The organism is Amycolatopsis viridis, assembly GCF_011758765.1.
Classification (GTDB): Bacteria; Actinomycetota; Actinomycetes; order Mycobacteriales; family Pseudonocardiaceae; genus Amycolatopsis_E; species Amycolatopsis_E viridis.
Map to the genome: position 1 here is coordinate 2270104 of NZ_JAANOU010000001.1, position 17422 is coordinate 2287525.

Annotated in this window: 14 protein-coding genes; 7 read left to right on the top strand and 7 right to left on the bottom strand. The window is 73.4% G+C overall.

Annotated elements, in window-relative coordinates:
• Positions 1-154 precede the first annotated feature (154 nt).
• Both FHX46_RS11195 and xsc read right to left on the bottom strand, forming a co-directional pair.
• Complete coding sequence (locus FHX46_RS11195) at positions 155-1519, bottom strand: aspartate aminotransferase family protein (protein ID WP_167113087.1); 1365 nt, start codon at positions 1517-1519, stop codon at positions 155-157.
• Positions 1520-1696: 177 nt separating this feature from the next.
• Positions 1697-3505: a sulfoacetaldehyde acetyltransferase gene (gene xsc, locus FHX46_RS11200; RefSeq protein ID WP_167113089.1), complete on the bottom strand. Its 1809-nt coding sequence runs from the start codon at positions 3503-3505 to the stop codon at positions 1697-1699.
• A gap of 143 nt (positions 3506-3648) precedes the next feature.
• Here xsc and FHX46_RS11205 point away from each other — a divergent pair, with 143 nt between their 5' ends.
• From FHX46_RS11205 to FHX46_RS11220, 4 genes are read left to right on the top strand one after another with little or no spacing between them, the layout of a single operon-like run.
• Positions 3649-4494: an IclR family transcriptional regulator gene (locus tag FHX46_RS11205; protein WP_167113091.1), complete on the top strand. Its 846-nt coding sequence runs from the start codon at positions 3649-3651 to the stop codon at positions 4492-4494.
• A 13-nt stretch (positions 4495-4507) separates the two neighbouring features.
• Entirely contained in the window at positions 4508-5473 is a 966-nt protein-coding gene (locus tag FHX46_RS11210; protein WP_167113093.1) for an AAA family ATPase, read from the top strand.
• A complete protein-coding gene (locus FHX46_RS11215; protein ID WP_313886093.1) occupies positions 5470-7161 on the top strand; it encodes a cobaltochelatase CobT-related protein in 1692 nt (563 codons plus the stop codon). Before FHX46_RS11210 ends, FHX46_RS11215 begins: the two co-directional genes overlap by 4 nt.
• A gap of 21 nt (positions 7162-7182) precedes the next feature.
• Positions 7183-7674 (top strand): hypothetical protein, encoded by a 492-nt coding sequence (locus tag FHX46_RS11220; protein WP_167113095.1) that lies wholly within the window; start codon positions 7183-7185, stop codon positions 7672-7674.
• A 176-nt stretch (positions 7675-7850) separates the two neighbouring features.
• Here FHX46_RS11220 and pdxR read toward each other — a convergent pair whose 3' ends face one another.
• A complete protein-coding gene (pdxR, locus tag FHX46_RS11225) occupies positions 7851-9314 on the bottom strand; it encodes a MocR-like pyridoxine biosynthesis transcription factor PdxR (RefSeq protein WP_167113097.1) in 1464 nt (487 codons plus the stop codon).
• A gap of 96 nt (positions 9315-9410) precedes the next feature.
• Complete coding sequence (ald, locus tag FHX46_RS11230; protein WP_167113099.1) at positions 9411-10526, bottom strand: alanine dehydrogenase; 1116 nt, start codon at positions 10524-10526, stop codon at positions 9411-9413.
• A gap of 194 nt (positions 10527-10720) precedes the next feature.
• Between ald and FHX46_RS11235 the strand changes: the two genes are divergently transcribed.
• On the top strand, positions 10721-11725 hold the full coding sequence (locus tag FHX46_RS11235) for a phosphotransacetylase (RefSeq protein WP_167113101.1): 1005 nt from the start codon (positions 10721-10723) through the stop codon (positions 11723-11725).
• Positions 11722-12396 carry a phosphonatase-like hydrolase gene (locus FHX46_RS11240; protein ID WP_167113103.1) on the top strand — a complete coding sequence of 225 codons (675 nt, stop codon included), beginning with the start codon at positions 11722-11724 and terminating at the stop codon, positions 12394-12396. Before FHX46_RS11235 ends, FHX46_RS11240 begins: the two co-directional genes overlap by 4 nt.
• Before the next feature lie 4 nt (positions 12397-12400).
• On the opposite strand, the gene FHX46_RS11245 is transcribed toward FHX46_RS11240, so the two are convergent.
• Entirely contained in the window at positions 12401-13327 is a 927-nt protein-coding gene (locus FHX46_RS11245; RefSeq protein ID WP_167113105.1) for a LysR family transcriptional regulator, read from the bottom strand.
• 115 nt (positions 13328-13442) lie between these two features.
• Between FHX46_RS11245 and FHX46_RS11250 the strand changes: the two genes are divergently transcribed.
• Positions 13443-14432 carry a YeiH family protein gene (locus FHX46_RS11250; RefSeq protein ID WP_167121391.1) on the top strand — a complete coding sequence of 330 codons (990 nt, stop codon included), beginning with the start codon at positions 13443-13445 and terminating at the stop codon, positions 14430-14432.
• 104 nt (positions 14433-14536) lie between these two features.
• Here the strand turns inward: FHX46_RS11250 and FHX46_RS11255 are convergent, their stop codons facing one another.
• Positions 14537-16354, bottom strand: a complete 1818-nt coding sequence (locus FHX46_RS11255) for a glycoside hydrolase family 15 protein (RefSeq protein WP_167113107.1) — start codon at positions 16352-16354, stop codon at positions 14537-14539.
• 8 nt (positions 16355-16362) lie between these two features.
• Positions 16363-17421, bottom strand: coding sequence for a glucose 1-dehydrogenase (locus tag FHX46_RS11260; RefSeq protein WP_167113109.1), 1059 nt, complete (start codon positions 17419-17421; stop codon positions 16363-16365).
• Position 17422 lies beyond the last annotated feature (1 nt).

Genomic DNA, 17422 nt, shown 5'->3' on the forward strand with positions numbered 1-17422 from the left:
GTGTGGTTCCCGTCACCGTAGGAACCGACCCGGTCCACGCGCGAGTGCCAGATGCGCGGCATGCGCTGGGTCCAGTCTGACCCCCGTGCGGGCAGCACGACGGGCGCCGGGTGCCCGGTGGCCCGGGTACCCGGCGCCCAGGGGCGCCCCGTGGTCAGGGCTGGACGGCCTTCTCCACGTCGGTCAGCATGCCGTCGACGCCGTGCAGCAGGTCCGACAGCACGTCCTGGTCGGCCACCAGCGGCGGCGAGATCATGATCATCGTCGCGCCGCGGTCGTCGCCGCGCAGGACCACGCCGGTGCGCCGGAACGCCTCCGGCAGCACCTGCCGCAGCACGGTCAGCGACTCCTCCTCGGTCAGCTCGCGGCCGCTGTCGCGGTCGGCCATCAGCTCGACGGCGTAGAAGAAGCCGGTGCCGCGCACGTCCTTGACGCACCGGTGCGCGTCCTTGAGCGACTGGAGCGCGGCGAACAGTTTCGGTCCCTCGGCGAGCACGTGCTGGGGCACCTTCTCGTCGCGCATGGCGGTGATGTTGGCGACCGCCACGGCCGTGGCCACCGGGTGCCCGCCCCACGTGGCACCGTGGGTGAACACCCCGCCCCGCGGCGAGTCGTAGAGCTGCTCGACCAGCGGCTCACGCACGATGACCCCGCCCAGCGGCGCGTATCCGGAGGTGGAGCCCTTGGCGAAGGTGATCAGGTCCGGCACCACCCCGGTCAGGCCGTGGCCGAAGAAGTGGCCGAGCCGCCCGAAGGAGCAGATCACCTCGTCGGAGACGAGCAGGATGCCGTACTTGTCGCACAGCGCGCGCAGGGCCGGCCAGTAGCCATCCGGCGGGACCAGCGCGCCCCGCCCGTTCTGCACGGGCTCGGCGAACACCGCCGCGATCGTCTCCGGGCCCTCGGCCCGGATCACGTCCTCGATGGCGCGCACGCAGTCCAGCTGGTCCGCGGGCCCGCAGTCGCCGGTGTGGCCCAGCGTGTTGGGCACGTGCCGCACACCCGGCAGCAGCGGGCCGAACGGCTCCTTGATCTTGGGCAGCCCGGTGACCGACAACGCACCCATCGTGGTGCCGTGGTAGGCCATCTCCCGGCTGATGATCTTCGTCCGTTCCGGGGCGCCCTGGCTGCGGTGGTACTGCCGGGCGAACTTCAGCGCGGTCTCCACCGCCTCCGAGCCGGAGTTGACGAAGAACGTGGTGCCCAGGTCGCCGGGGGCGAGGTCGGCGATGAGCGCGGCCGCCTCGATCGACGGCGGGTGGGCCGAGCCCCAGTTGCTGGCGTAGGCCAGGGTGCCGGCCTGCTCCGCGGCGGCCCGCGCGATGTCCTCGCGCCCGTGGCCCATGTTGACGCAGAACAACCCGGCCAGACCGTCGAGGTGGCGCCGGCCCTCGGTGTCGATGAGGTAGCTGCCCTCGCCGCGGACGAACACCGGGAAGTCGCCGGCCCAGGTGTCCTTGCGCGTGAAGTGCGGCCCGAGGTGTCGGCGAGCCGTGGCTCGCAGCTCCGTGACGTTCACCTGGCGACCTCCTGTGATGTGCGGGAACGGGACGCCTCGACGATCGCAACAACTCTGGCCCCGGCCCAGAGCCAGAAAGCAGGCGATCACTGGATCCAGATGGGGTCCGGACACGGCGAGAGCCGGCCGGGCACCACCGCCCGGCCGGCTCTCGCGAACAGTCCCCGCACCCCTGGGTCAGACGTAGTCCTGGTACTTCTCCAGGAACCGGACCGGCTTGGACAGCGCGTCCCGCCGGAACGGGTCGCCCAGCTCCCGGGTGCACATGATCTCCAGGACCGTGGTGCGGCCGGAGTTCATCTGCGCGTCGACCGCCTGCCGCAGCGCGGGCCCCACCTGGTCGAGCTGGTCCACGACCACCCCGTCGGCGCCCATCGCCCTGGCGATCCCGGCGAAGCTCTGGTTGTCCAGCTCGCCGGCCACGAACCGGCGGTTGTAGAAGTCGACCTGGTTCTTCTTCTCGGCGCCCCACTGCCGGTTGTGGAACACCACGGCGGTCACCGGGATGTCGTGCCGCACCGCGGTCATGATCTCGCCCATGCTCATGCCCCACGCGCCGTCACCGGCGTAGGCGATGGCGGGCCGGTGCGGCGCGGCGACCTTGGCGCCGATGACCGTGGGCAGCGCGTAGCCGCAGTTGCCGAAGCTCATCGGGGCGAGGAAGCTGCGCGGCTCCTCGAACCGCAGGTAGCTGTTGGCCACGGAGTTGATGTTGCCGATGTCGGTGGACACCATCACGTGCGGCGGCATCGCCTTCTCCAGCTCGCGCAGCACCTGCCGCGGGTGCAGCCAGCTGCCCTCCTCCTGCGCCTGCTCGGCGATCATGTCCAGGCTGAACGGGTCCCGCTCGTGGGTCCACTCGGACAGCTCGGTCTCCCAGGCGTCCTTTTCGGACCGGATCGTGCCGGCGCGCTGCTCCCGGTTGTGGTCGCAGGCCAGGTCCCGGCCGGCCAGCCGCTGGGTCAGCGCGACCGCGGCGGCCTTGGCGTCCCCGCAGATCCCCACGCTGATCTTCTTCACCAGCCCGAGCATCCGGTGGTCGGCGTCGATCTGGATGATCTTGGCGTTCTTCGGCCAGTAGTCCAGGCCGTGCTGCGGCAGGGTGCCGAACGGGCCGAGCCGCGAGCCGAGCGCGATCACCACGTCCGCCCGCGAGATCAGCTTCATCGCCGCCTTGGATCCCTGGTAGCCCAGCGGGCCGCACCACAGCGGGTGGCCGGCCGGGAACGAGTCGTTGTGCAGGTAGCTGTTGACCACCGGCGCGCCCAGCCGCTCGGCCAGCGCCTTGCACTCCTCGACCGCATCGGCCATCACGACCCCGCCGCCGGCGAGGATCACCGGGAACTCCGCGCTCGCCAGCAGCTCGGCGGCCTCGTCCAGGGAACGCTGCCCGCCCGGCCCGCGCTCCAGGCGCTGCGGCTCCGGGATCTCCGCCTCGATCTCGCCGTAGAAGAAGTCGCGCGGGATGTTGAGCTGGGTCGGGCCGATCTCCGACATCGCACGGTCGAACGCGCGGCCGGTCAGCTCGGCCATCCGGCGCGGGTTGTTGACGTGCGCCTGGTACTTGGTGAACTCCTGGAACATCGGCAGCTGGTTGGCCTCCTGGAAGCCGCCCAGGCCCATGCCCATGGTGCCCGCCTCCGGGGTCACGATGACCACCGGGCTGTGCGCCCAGTAGGCCGCGGCGATCGCGGTGACGCAGTTGCTGATGCCCGGGCCGTTCTGGCCGATGACCACGCCGTGCCGCCCGCTGACCCGGGCGTAGCCGTCGGCCATGTGCGCGGCGCCCTGCTCGTGCACGACGGGGATCAGCCGGATCCCGGCCGGGGCGAAGATGTCCATCGCGTCCATGAACGCCGAGCCCATGATGCCGAAGATGTCGGTGACCCCGTTGGCCACCAGGGTTTCGACGAAGGCCTCCGACGGGGTCATCTTCGCCGGGCCGCTGACGACGGTGCGGCCGTCGCCCGTCTTCCTCTCCGCCATGGTGCACTCCTTCGACCGGTGAAATCCGAATTTTCGGAACGAGACGTTCCTAGAACCTGAACACGATGGACGATAGGGCGCCGCGTGAGGCGGGTCAACTGTGTGAGCTGTAAAACGAGACGAGCTGTGCTACTTTTCGAGACATGGTGCAGTCGTCGAAGGACCGGGCCGTCGAGCTCGTGCGGGAAGCGGACGCCGCCGGCGTGAACGGGGACACCCCCACGATGCGGCTGTTCTCGCTGCTCGAGCTGATCGCGGCGAAGGACCAGCTGGTCACGCTGCAGGGCCTGGTCGAGGAGACCGGGATGCCCAAACCCACCCTGCACCGCATGCTGCAGCAGCTGGAGGGTGCGGGGCTGCTCGTGCGCCAGGCCGACGGCCGGCACTACGGCACCGGCGTGCGGCTGCGCCGCCTCGCGGAGAACCTGCTGCTCAACGCGACCCACCACGGTTCGCGGCACGCGGTGCTCAAGCACCTGGTCGACGAGCTGGGGGAGAGCTGCAACATCACCGCGCTGTCCGGCAGCGAGATCGTCTACCTCGACCGCGTCGAGACGCCCGAACCGCTGCGCTTCTACCTGCGGCCCGGTTCCCGCGTGCCGATCCACTGCTCGGCCAGCGGAAAGATCATCCTCGCCCAGATGAGCCCGGGCCAGCGCCGCAAACTCCTCGCGCACGCCCCGCTCAAGCAGTACACCCCGAAGACGATCACCGACCTGGACGCGCTGGAGGAGGAGTTCGCCCGCATCCGGCGCGACGGGTTCGCCCTGGACGACGAGGAGTTCCTGCCCGGGCTGGTCTGCGTGGCCGTCCTGGTGCCCAGCCGCACCGGCCGGTCGAACCTGGCCGTCGCGGTGCAGGCGCCGGTCATGCGGCTCACCGCCGACAAGGCGCTGCAGGCCCTGCCCGCCCTGCAGCGCGCGGCCGAGGCGATCCGCGAGGTCGAGGCCGAGGGCTCGCCCGGCGCCGCCGACGCCATCCCGTCCTGACGGAGGAACACCGATGACCAGCAACGGCCCCGGCGCGCGGATCCCGGTGCGTGACGTGTTCGGCCTGGACACCGACCTCGTGGTGCCCGGCTTCGCCGAACCCGGCGAGCACGTGCCCGAGATAGACCCGGCCTACCGGTTCAACCCGGACGTGACACTGGCCCTGCTCGCCGGGTTCGCGCACAACCGGCGCGTGCTCGTGCAGGGCCTGCACGGCACCGGCAAGTCCACCCACATCGAACAGGTCGCGGCGCGGCTGAACTGGCCGTGCCTGCGGGTGAACCTGGACGGCCACCTCAGCCGGCTCGACCTGGTGGGCCGCGACGCCGTGGTGCTGCGCGACGGCAAGCAGGTGACCGAGTTCCGCGAGGGCGTGCTGCCGTGGTCGTTGCGGCGGCCGATGGCGCTGATCCTGGACGAGTACGACGCGGGCCGCCCCGACGTCATGTTCGTCATCCAGCGCCTGCTCGAACGGGACGGCAGCTTCACCCTGACCGACACCAACACCGTGCTGCGGCCACATCCCGGCTTCCGGCTCTTCGCCACCGCCAACACCGTCGGCCTGGGCAACCTGAACGGGCTCTACCACGGCGTCCAGCGGCTCAACCACGCCCAGATCGACCGCTGGAACATCGTCGCCGCGCTCGACTACCTGCCGCCCGCGGCGGAGGCCGCGATCGTGCACGCCCGCGTGCCGGGGCTGGCCGGCGAGCACGGCAGGCGACTCGTCGCGGCGATGGTCGCCGTGGCCGGCCTGACCCGCGAGGGGTTCCGGGCCGGCGACCTGTCCGCGCTGATGTCCCCGCGCACCGTCATCACCTGGGCGGAGAACTGCGAGATCTTCGGCGACCCGGCGCTGGCGTTCCGGCTGACGTTCCTGAACAAGTGCGACGAGGCCGAACGCCCGGTGGTCGCCGAGTACTTCCAGCGCTGCTTCGACCGCGAGCTCGACGAGTCCCCGCTCGCGGCCACGGCGTGACCGGCGCCGAGACGGCCGCCGGGACCCGGCGGCGCCGGCAGGTCGAGGAGCTGTCCGCGGCCGCGATCCGGGCGGTGAGCGGCGAGCCGGACGTGCACTTCCGCGGTGGCCGGCTGCACCGCGGCGGCCGGCCGGTACCGCTGTCCGCACCGCACCTGCGGCCCGACGCCGAGGACGTGATCTCCTTCCGCGGCGCGGCCGACGGCATGGCGCTGCGTCTCGCGCTGTCCGACCGCCGCCTGCACGCGCGGCTGCGGCCCGGCGCCGGCGTGGCGGGGCTGCTGTTCGACCTGCTCGAACAGTTCCGGGTGGAGTCCCTCGTCCCGCCCGTGCTGCCCGGGGTCGCGGCCAACCTGCGGCGCCGCCACGAACGGTGGTCGCTGGCCGCGCACCACGCCGGGCTCACCGCCACCGAACGTGGCCTGCTCGTCTACACCCTCGCGCAGGTGTGCCGGTCCCGGATCACCGGCGAGCCGGTGGTGCCCGGGACCGAGGACCTGATCGAACCCGCCCGCGCGGCGCTCGCCCCGCTGATCGGCACGCACCTGGCCGGGTTGCGGCGGCACCGCACGGACCAGGAGGCGTTCGCGGGGTGTGCCCGGGCGCTGGCCACCGCCGTGGCCGGCCTGCTCGAACCGGCCGACCAGGAGGGTGAGCACGACCCGGCCGGCTCGCCGTACGCGCTGCTGCTGGATCTCGACGGCGGTGAGTCCGATGAGGACGGTGGCGGCATCGCGGTGGCGGGCGGTGCGGTCCCGGTCGCCGGCGCCGGGCCGTACCGGGTCTTCACCACCGCCTACGACCGCGAGCAGCGGCCCGGCGCGCTGGTGCGGCCGGAGCTGTTGCGCGAACAGCGCGAACGGCTGGACCACCGGGTCGCCCGGCAGGGCGTCAACGTGGCGCGGCTCGCGCGGGAACTGACCGCGGTCCTCGCCGCGCCGGACCGCGACGGCTGGGACGGCGCGCAGGAGGAGGGCCACGTCGACGGCCGGGCACTGGCGCGGCTGGTCACCTCGCCCACCGAGCGCCGGTTGTTCCGCGTGGAGCGGCTCGCGCCGGTCGCCGACGTGCTGGTCACGTTCCTCGTCGACTGCTCCGGCTCGATGACGTCGCACCGCGAGACGGTGGCCGTGCTGGTCGACGTGTTCGCACGTGCCCTCGACCTGGCCGGTGCCGCGAGCGAGATCCTCGGCTTCACCACGGCCACCTGGCACGGCGGGCGCGCCCGGCGGGACTGGATCCGCGCCGGACGGCCGGCCCACCCCGGCCGGCTCAACGAGCGCCGCCACCTGGTGTTCAAGGACGCCACGACCCCGTGGCGGCGCGCCCGGCGCGACATCGCCGCCCTGCTCAAGCCCGACCTCTACCGGGAGGGCATCGACGGCGAGGCGCTGGCCTGGGCCGCGGCCCGCGCGCGGGCGTGCGAGGCCCGGCGGCGTTTGGTGTGCGTGCTCTCCGACGGCAGCCCGATGGACGGCGCCACCGCACTGGCCAACGACCGGCACTACCTCGACCACCACCTGATGCAGGTGGCCGGCGAGCTGGAACGCGCCGGCGAGGTGGAGGTGTACGGGCTCGGTGTCGGCCTCGACCTCAGCCGGTACTACCGCCGCAGCCTGGCGCTGGACACCGCGGAAGACACGGGATACCACGCCTTCCGCGAAGTCCTGGACCTGATCACCCGCTGACCCCTCGCACCACCGCCCCGCGTGTTCGCCGGTCCGGTCACCGTGTCCACCCCTCCGGTCACCGTGTTCGCCCGGCCGGTCACCGTGTTTGCCGGGCCGGGCATCGTGTCAACCGCTGCGGGCATCGTCTTTGCCCGTCCGGTCACCGTGTTCGCCGCTGCGGGCATCGTGTTTGCCCGCCTGGGCGGCGTGTTCGCCTGTCCGGGGGGCGTCGGCCTCTCGTCGCCAGTTCGGTTGATTTCCGACCTGGCACGGGTCGCCGGATGGATGGCCGGCACTCACCCGGGGTGCTCAATCGGTGCCGGAGGGGCAAACATGCCACCGGAGCGGCAAACTCGTCGCCGACAGGCAAACACGCCGTCGGGATTGGCCAACCCGTTGCCCCGCGGGGCCAACACGCTGCGGCAAGGAGCAAACACACGGTCGGGAGTGGTGAACACGCGGTCGGGAGTGCTGAACACGCTGCCGCGCCGGGCAAACACGCGGCCGCGCCGGGCAAACACGCCGCCGTGAGGGGCAAACACGGTGCCGTGAGGGGCAAACACGCCGCCGTGAGGGGCGAACACGCCGCCGTGAGGGGCGAACACGCCGCCGTGAGGGGCGAACACGCTGCGGCGAGGGGCAAACACGCGCGGGAGGGGTGAAGATGCCGGCGGGGTGGATGCGGTGGTGGGGAAGCCGCCGGGGGGTCAGCTGCCGAGGAGGGCCGTGCACAGGCGGCCGAGCAACCGGATCCCCGGATCGATCGCGGCGAGCGGGGTGGCGGAGAACCCGATGCGGAAGTGGTTGCGCGGCTGGTCGTCACCGAGGAAGAAGATGTCGCCGCGCTCGATCAGCACACCCATCCGCTCCGCGCGTTCCACGAGCATCCGGCAGTCCAGCTCCGGCGGCCCGCTCATCCACAGGCTCACCCCGCCCGGCGGGTACGGCGCCTGCGGCCACGGCAGGTGCTCGGTGACCGCGGTGCAGGTGGCCGTCCACTTGCGCATCAGCTTGGCCCGGTAGCGGCGCAGCGAGCGGTGGTACTCGCCGCTTTCGATGAGCAGCGCCAGCGCGCGCTGCAGGTGCCCGGGCGGGTGGCGCAGCATGTAGCGGCGGGCCTCGCGCAGCGCCCGCACCAGCTCCCGCGGCCCGACCAGGTACCCCAGCCGCAAGCCGGGGGAGAGGAACTTGGAGAACGTGCCGAGGTACACCGCGTCCCCGGTGCTGTCGAGCGCCTTCAACGCGGGCGTGGGGCTGCCCTGGTACCGGAATTCGCTGTCGTAGTCGTCCTCGACGACCACCGTGCCGGACGCGGCGGCCTGCGCGAGCAGCCGGCGGCGCCGCCCGATGCTCAGCGTCGCGTTGGTCGGGTGCTGGTGGCTGGGGGTGAGGTAGAGCAGGTCGACCCCGTCCAGCGACGCGGGTGGCCGCAGGCCGCTGGAGTCGACGTCGAGGCCCACCACGCGGGCGCCGGTGCGCAGGAAGATGTGCCGCGCGTCGAGGTAGCCGGGGTTCTCGATCGCCACCACCTGCTGCGGGCCGAGCAGCACCCGGCCGAGCAGGTCCAGGCCCTGCTGCGAACCGACGGTGATGAGCACCTCGTCGTGGCTCGCCTCGATGCCGCGGGTGGTCAGCAGGTGGCGGCACACCATGTCCACCAGCATCGGGTCGTCGGACCCCACGCTGTCCTGCAGGCTGTGGAACACGTGCGGCCGGTACAGCGCGTCCCGCAGGCACCGCGTCCAGGACCGGGCCGGGAACGCCGAGACGTCGACCTGCCCGGCGAGGAACGGGTAGGGGTAGCTCGCCCAGTCGGTGCGTTTCTCGATGTGGGCGACCCCGGCGTCGGGGAACCGGTGCACCCGGCTGGCCCAGTCGATGCGGGATTCGGTGTCGCGTTCCTGCACCGCGCAGTGCGGGCGCATCTCCCCGTTGATGAACAACCCGCTGCGCTCACGGCTTTCCACGTACCCCTCGGCCACCAGCTCCTGGTAGGCGAGGTTGATGGTGTTGCGGGAGACGCCCAGCTCGACGGCCAGTTCCCGGGAGCTGGGCAGCCGCCGCGCCGGGTCGAAGGTGCCGATGGCGATGCCGTGCTCGATCGCCCGCCGCACCTGGCGGTACAGCGGTTCGTCGGAGGACCGGTCGATCTCGATCAGTGTGCGTGGCAAGGGCAGTCTCCTGGCTTGGCCGCACCGGAGCGGGGTGAGCAGAAACCTAACCCGTGGTGGCCGGTTTTCCCACCCCACCCCGCCGCCGTCGGCATTTCAGGCCAGCGCCGCGTCCACGTCCACCGCGGGCAGGCCGTGCGCCCGGGCCACCGGCTCGGAGGTCAGCGCACCGGAGACGGTGCTGACCCCGCCGCGCAGCTCGGGCGTGTCGCGCACCGCCGCCCGCAGCCCCTTGTTCGCGATCTCCAGCGCGTACGGCAGCGTCACGTTCGTCAGCGCGTGCGTGGAGGTGTGCGGCACCGCGCCCGGCATGTTGGCCACGCAGTAGAACACCGACTCGTGCACCCGGAAGGTCGGTTCCGCGTGCGTCGTCGGGCGCGAGTCCTCGAAGCAGCCGCCCTGGTCGATGGAGATGTCGACCAGCACGCTGCCCGGCTTCATCCGGGACACCACCTCGTTGGACACCAGGCTGGGTGCCTTCGCACCGGGCACCAGCACGGCGCCGATCACCAGGTCGGCCTCCAGCACCGCCTGCTCGATCGCGTAGGCGTTGGCCGCGGCGGTGCGGATGCGCCCCTGGTACATCCGGTCGGCGGCCCGCAGCTTGTCCACGTTCTTGTCGAACAGCACCACGTCGCCCCAGGTGCCCGCGGCGACCGCGACGGCGTTCATCCCGGCGACACCGGCGCCCAGCACCACCACCCGGGCCGGCGCCACCCCGGACACGCCGCCGATCAGCACGCCGCGGCCGCCGTTGACGCGCATCAACGTCTGCGCGCCGACCAGCGGCGCCAGGCGCCCGGCCACCTCGCTCATCGGGAACAGCAGCGGCAGCGCACCGCCGGGCAGCTGCACGGTCTCGTACGCCACCGCGGTCGTGCCGGCGTCGAGCAGGGCCCGGGTGCACTCCTCGCTGGCCGCGAGGTGCAGGTAGGTGAACAGCAGCTGGCCGGAGCGCAGGCGGTGGTACTCCTGAGCGACCGGCTCCTTCACCTTCAGCACCATCTCGGCGGTGTCCCACACGTCGTCGGCGGTGTCGAGCAGCTTCGCCCCGGCGGCCGCGTAGTCCTCGTCGCGGATGGACGAGCCCTCGCCCGCGCCGCGTTCCACGAACACCTCGTGGCCGGCCGCGGTGAACTCGTGCACGCCGGCCGGCGTCGCCGCCACCCGGTACTCGTGGTTCTTCACCTCGCGTGGCACACCGATCCTCATCGTCCGCTCCCATCTGCCGTCTGCGTCGATCCGAGCGTGCGGGACGACTGGCCGGGGCAGAAGTACCAGAAACGGGCCGGTCGACGGTGCCAGACTGGACCCGTCATCGGCCCCGGTTCTGGCTCTGTCGGTGCCCGGCGTGCCTGGTCATCCTCACGGGGAGCACTGCCGGCCGACCGCGAGGGAGTTCGACGATGACGATGGCCGCCGGGCAGGGGACCCTGGCCGAGACCTGGTGGGAGCGCGTCGCGGGCCGTGGCATGCGGGTGGCGCTCGCCGACGGCACCGACGAGCGGGCACTGCGGGCGGCGGCGCGGCTGCGTGAACGCGGCGAGATCGAGCCGGTCCTGGTGGGGGAGGCGGCGGCGGTCGCCGCGGCGGCGGAGGAGCTGGGTGTGCCGCTGGCGGCGGAGAACCTGCTCGACACCGCCGCGCTCGCGGCCGACCCGGCCGTCGCCGCACGGCTCGCCGAGGCGCTGCCCGGGCGGCCGGCCGCGGTGCGGGACCCGGTCGCACTGGCCGCCGCCGCGCTGGCCGTGGGCCGGGTGGACGCCTGCGTCGCCGGCGCGACCCGGCCCACCTCCGACGTGCTGCGCGCCGGGCTGCGCATCGTCGGCCTCGCGCCCGGGGTGCGCACCCTCAGCAGCTCGTTCCTGATGCTGCTGCGCGACGGCCGCGCGATCACGTTCGCCGACTGCGCCGTGGTGCCCGACCCGGACGCGGAGGCGCTCGCCGACATCGCCACCGGGGCCGCCGCCACCCACCGCGCCCTGACCGGCGCCAAACCGGTGGTCGCGATGCTGTCGTTCAGCACGTTCGGCAGTGCCCGGCACGCCGCCGTGGAGAAGGTGCGGCGCGCCACCGAACTCGTCCGCGACCGGCTGCCCGGCGCCGAGGTGGACGGCGAGCTGCAGTTCGACGCGGCCGTGGTGGACGCGGTCGGCGCGGTGAAGGCGCCGCGGTCGGCTGTCGCCGGGCGGGCCAACGTGCTGGTGTTCCCCAACCTCGACGCGGGCAACATCGGCTACAAGATCGCCGAACGGCTCGGCGGGGCGCACGCGTTCGGCCCGATCCTGCAGGGCGTCGCCGCGCCGCTGCACGACCTCTCCCGCGGTTGCGGTGTGGCCGGGATCGAGACGATGGCCCTGATCGCCGCGGTGCACGCGGTGTCCGCCCGCGACACCCAGGACGCCCGGTGAACCCGGACGTGGAGCTGGTCGTCCTCGACCTCGCGGGCACCACGGTGCGCGACGACGGTGCCGTCGAGGCGGCCTTCGCCGCTGCGCTGACGGCGGTGGACGTGCCCGCCGGATCGGCGCAGTGGCGGCGCGCGCAGGCCTACATCCGCGACACCATGGGTACCGCGAAGATCGTGGTGTTCCGGGCGCTGTTCCCCGGTGACCGTGCGGAGCAGGCGAACCGCGTCTTCGAGGAGGCGTTCGCGGAGCGGGCGATCGCGGTGGCCGAACCGGTTCCGGGCGCCGAGGAGGCGATCCGGGCGTTGCGCGACCAGGGCCGGCGGGTGTGCCTGAGCACCGGGTTCTCCGCCGCCACCCGGGACGCGCTGCTCGACCGTCTGGAGTGGACGGATGTGGCCGACCTGGTGCTGTGCCCGGACGACGCCGGCCGCGGGCGGCCGTTCCCGGACCTGGTGCTCACCGCGGCGCTGCGCCTGCGTGTCAGTGACGTGCGGGCGGTGGCGGTGGCCGGCGACACCGGTTTCGACATGCTCACCGGGCGCCGCGCCGGTGCGTCCGTGGTGGCCGGGGTGCTCACCGGCGCCCACGACGCGGCCACACTGACCGCACACGGTGCCACGCACGTGCTGGACTCCGTGGCGCAGCTGCCCGCCCTGCTCGGGACCCGCTGACCGGTCACCTCCCCGGCGCCGGGGCCGTCCGGCGGTTCCGGCGCAGCGCGATCGTCAGCAGCCGCGCGGCCGGGCCGACCGGGGTCGTGCCGGACCGCCACACCGCGCGCAGTGCCCGGCCGAGGTCGACGCCGACGGTCGGGATCTCCACCAGCGTCCCGGCGGTGAGGTCCGGCGCCACGATCAGCTCGCTGATCAGCGCCGGCCCCGCCCCGGCCGCCACCGCGCTGCGCACGGCGGTCGCCGAACCCAGTTCGAGCAGCGGTTCCACCGGCTCGGCGCCGGCCGCCCGCAACGCCTGTTCCGCGGTTTCCCGGGTGCCCGAACCGGATTCGCGGCTGATCAGCGCGGTCGCCGCGAGCTCGGCCGGGTCGACCGGGCGGCGGCGCCGCCGCCACGGGTGGTCCGGCGCCACGACCAGCACCAGCCGGTCCCGGGCCACCACCCGGGACCGCACCCCGGCCAGCCCGCCCGGCGATTCCACGAACCCCAGGTCGATGTCGCCGTGGCGGGCCAGCTCGTGCACCCGGCTGGAGTTGAGCACCTGCATGCCCACGTGCAGGTCGGGGACGGCGCGCCGCAGCTCGCCGATCCACGTCGGCAGCAGGTATTCCGCCACCGTGAGGCTCGCCGCCAGCGACAGCTGGGCGCCGCGCTCGCGGCGCAGTGCCTCGGCGCCGTCCATCATCACGCCCAGTTCGTCGAGGACCCGCTGCGCCCACCCGCTGACCAGCAGCCCGGACTGGGTGAGCGCCGAACCGCGCCGCGACCGGTCCAGCAGCTGGATGCCGAGCAGCCGTTCCAGCGTGCTGATCCGCTTGCTCGCTGACGGCTGGCTGATCCCGGCGGTCTGCGCGGCCGCGGTGAGGCTGCCGTGGTGCCCCACCAGAACGAGCAGCCGCAGGGATTCGACATCGGGCAGACGGGTCATGCAGTAAGGGTATGACGTGCGAGTCGCTTGGCGGGTACCGGGGAGCGCGCCACGCGGTGACGATCTGGTTGTGACCAAAGCAGATTCCGCTCGGGAGAACGCCCCGCGATCGACGATGCCCGCCCGGCGGCTGGTGCCGGGCCTGCTCGTGGCCGCCGCCGGCACGGCGGTCGCGTTCGGACTGAACAAACTTGTGCCCGCGGTCAGCGCGCTGACCGTCGCGGTCGTGCTCGGGGTGCTCGTCGCGAGTGCCGTCCCCCCGGCCGCGCAGGACGGCTTGCGCTGGGCCACCCGGAAGTTCCTGCGGCTGGGTGTGGTGCTGCTGGGGTGCCAGCTGGGGCTCGGCGAGGTCTTCCGGCTCGGTGCGGGCACCGTGGTGGCAGTGGTGGTCACTGTGCTGGTCAGTTTCTTCGGCACGATCCTCGCCGGCCGGCTGATCGGGGTGCCGCGCGGGCTGGCGCTGCTGGTGGGCACCGGGTTCTCGATCTGCGGCGCCTCTGCGATCGCGGCGATGGACAGCGTGACCGAGTCCGACCGCGAGGAGGTCGCGACCGCGGTGACGCTCGTGACGCTCTACGGCAGCGCCGCCATCGCGCTGGTGCCGCTGGCCGGGCGCGCGCTCGGCCTGGGGCCGCAGCGGTTCGGCGAGTGGGCGGGGCTCAGCGTGCACGAGGTCGCGCAGGTGGTGGCCGCCGCATCCCCGGCGGGGGCGGCCGCGGTCGCGGTCGCGGTCGTGGTGAAGCTCACCCGGGTGGTGCTGCTCGCGCCGATGGTGGCCGGGGTGAGCATCGTGCGGCGCCGCCGCGCACTGCACGCCCCGGCCACCACGACCGGCAAGCGCCCGCCCCTGGTGCCGCTGTTCGTGCTCGGTTTCCTCGCCACGATGGCGCTGCGCAGCTCCGGCCTCGTGCCCGCGCCGGTGCTCTCCACCGCGAACGTGGTGACGACCCTGCTGTTCGCCGCCGCGCTGTTCGGCCTGGGCAGCGGGGTGCGGCTCGGTGCGCTGCTGCGCACGGGCCGCCGCGGCCTCGCGCTGGGCGCGGTGTCCACCGTCCTGGTCGCGCTGGTGGCCTACGGGGCGCTCGCGGTCGCCGGGGCCGCCTGAGTTCCGGCGGGTGGCAGACGCTGGTGACGACGAACCGGTCGGAGGAGCTGCGGGAGCAGGTGGGCGGGCGCTACGCCGCGGCCGCATCCGCTCGGACCGGATCCCTAACCCGGGTCGCCGGCGAGGTCCTGCTCGCCGCGGGTGGCGCTGGTCGTGGTGTGGCTGCCGGACAGGTGGCGCGCGGTGTTGACGAGCCCGACCATGCTGAACGCCTGCGGCGCGTTGCCCAGCTGGCGCCCGAGCTGCGTGTCGAACTCCTCGCTGAGCAGGCCGACGTCGTTGCGCAGGTCGAGCAGCCGCTCGAACAGCTCCTCCGCCTCGCCGGTGCGCCCGTCGCCGTGCAGGGCGTCGGCCAGCCAGAAGGAGCACGCGAGGAAACTGCCCTCGCCGCCGGGCAGCCCGTCCACGCCGCCGTCGGCCGACGGGTCGTACCGCAGCAGGAGCCCGTCGCGGCACAGCTCGCGGCGGACGGCCTCCACCGTGCCCCGCACCCGGGGATCCCGCCAGGGCAGGAACCCGACGCGCGGGATCAGCAGCAGCGCCGCGTCCAGCCCGCGTGAGCCGTAGAACTGGGTGAACGTCTCGCGGTCCGGGTCGTAGCCGTGCTCGCACACCTCGTCGTGGATGCGGTCGCGCAGCGCCCGCCACCGCCCGACCGGCCCGTCCAGGTGCTGCCGTTCCACGGTGCGCACCGCCCGGTCCAGCCCGGCCCACGCCATCACCTTGGAGTGCACGAACTGCCGCCGCGGGCCACGCACCTCCCAGAGGCTGTTGTCGGGCTGGTCCCAGTGCCCCTCCAGGAAGTCCAGCAGCGCCCGCTGCACGTCCCACGCGACGTGCTCGGTGGGCAGGCCCGCTTCCCGTGCCAGGTGCAGGCCGTCGAGCACCTCGCCCCACACGTCGAGCTGGAACTGGCCCGCGGCCGCGTTGCCGGACCGCACCGGAGCTGACTTCTCGTACCCGGACAGCCAGTCCAGTTCGGACTCCGGCATCCGCCGGGTGCCGTCCAGCCCGTACATGATCTGCAGCTTCGACGCGTCCCCGGCGACCGCGCGGACGAGCCATTCCCGCCAGGCGCGGGCTTCCTCGGTGAACCCGGTGCCCAGCAGCGCCTGCAGGGTGAACGTCGCGTCGCGCAGCCAGCAGTACCGGTAGTCCCAGTTGCGCGGCCCGCCGAGCTGTTCGGGCAGGGATGTGGTGGCGGCGGCGATGATCCCGCCGGTCGGGTCGTAGGTGAGGGCCTTGAGCGTGACCAGCGCGCGCCGCACCGCCGGGGACCACCGGCCGCGGTACGTGCAGCGGGAGATCCACCCGGCCCAGAGCCGCTCGGTGTCGTCCAGGGCCCGGCCGGGGTCGACGCGCGCCGGGGCCGGCAGGTGCGAGGCCCGGTGGGTGAGCACGAACGGCACCCGCTCCCCGGCGGCGACGCTGAACTCGCCGCCGATCACCCCGTCCCGGTCGGACACCGGCGCGGAGGTGTGCAGCCACACCGCGTCCGGGCCGGCGACCGCGGCCAGCCGGTCCTGGTCGCGCCGCACCCACGGTTTGATCGAGCCGTAGTCGAACCGCAGCCGCATCGTCGAGCGCATCGGGACCCGGCCGGACACGCCCTCCACGATGCGGACCACGTCCGGCGCCTCGGCGCGGGGCGGCATGAAGTCGGTGACCCGGACGGTGCCCTCGGCGGTGTCCCATTCGGTGTCCAGGATCAGCGAGTCGCCGCGGTAGGACCGCCGGGTGGCGGGGCCGCCGCTGGCCGGGGCGAGCTGCCAGTGCCCGGCGCGCTCCGCGTCGAGCAGCGCCGCGAAGCAGGCGGGCGAGTCGAAGCGCGGCAGGCACAGCCAGTCGACGGAGCCGTGCCGGGACACCAGCGCCGCGGTGTGCAGGTCGCCGAGCAGGGCGTAGTCCTCGATCGCTGTCATCGTTCCGCTCACTCCCCGCCGGTGAGGGTGACGACGACCTTGACGTCGTCCTGGCCCGCGGTGAACGCCTCCGCCGCCCGCCCCAGCGGCACCCGCCGGGTGACCAGGTTCGCCAGCCACTCCGGATCGGCCTTGGCCAGCGCCTCCGCGCCCTGGTGGTAGTGCCGCAGGTTCGCGTTCACCGAGCCCAGCACCACGTCGTTCTCCAGCACGATTTCGCGGTTGAGCGCACCCGCGTCGACCGGCAGCGACCGCCCGGCGGCCGACACGCCGGTCAGGCACACGATGCCGTAGGCGGCGTTGTTCCGCATGACGTCGAGGACGACGCTGCCGACGCCGGTCGCCTCGATCACCACGTCGGGTTCCAGGCGCTCGGCGACGTCGCCGGCCGGCTCGGTGTGGTAGGTCGCGCCCAGCGCCCGCACCAGCCGCGGTTTCGGTCCCGTGCTCACCCGGTCCAGGACGTGCACGTCGAGCCCGCGCTGCACCCCGAGCAGGGCCGCCAGCAGGCCGATCGGCCCGGCACCGGTCACCAGCACGCGCTTGGGGTCGAACCAGGCCCGGGCACCGACGCGTTCCACCTGCTCCCACGCCTTGGCCACGACGGTGGTCGGTTCCAGCAGCATCCCGGTCCGCTCCAGCCGCGGGTCCACCGGCACCGCGTAGTCCTGTTCGACCGTCCACAGTTCACTGCCGTAACCGTGCCGCTGCTTGATGCCGCGCTCGGTGTAGCGGCCGTTGCGGCACATGTCGAACTCGCCGTGCGCGCACGCCCCGCACGGCACCGGGTCCGGCCGCCGCACCACGCCGACGACGAGGTCGCCGGGCTGGAACCGGCTACCGGGCGGCGCCTGCCGGACCCGGCCGAGGGACTCGTGGCCGAGCACCAGCCGGTCCGCGCCGTCGGGGGACCAGCCGTAGGCGCCGCCCACGATCTCCTTGTCGGTGCCGCACACGCCCAGCGCGAGACCCTGGACGAGGAGCTCACCGGGACCCGGTTCCGGATCGGGCAGCTCGGACACCCGCAGCGAACCGGGCTGCTGGGGCACGACGGTGAGTGCACGCACG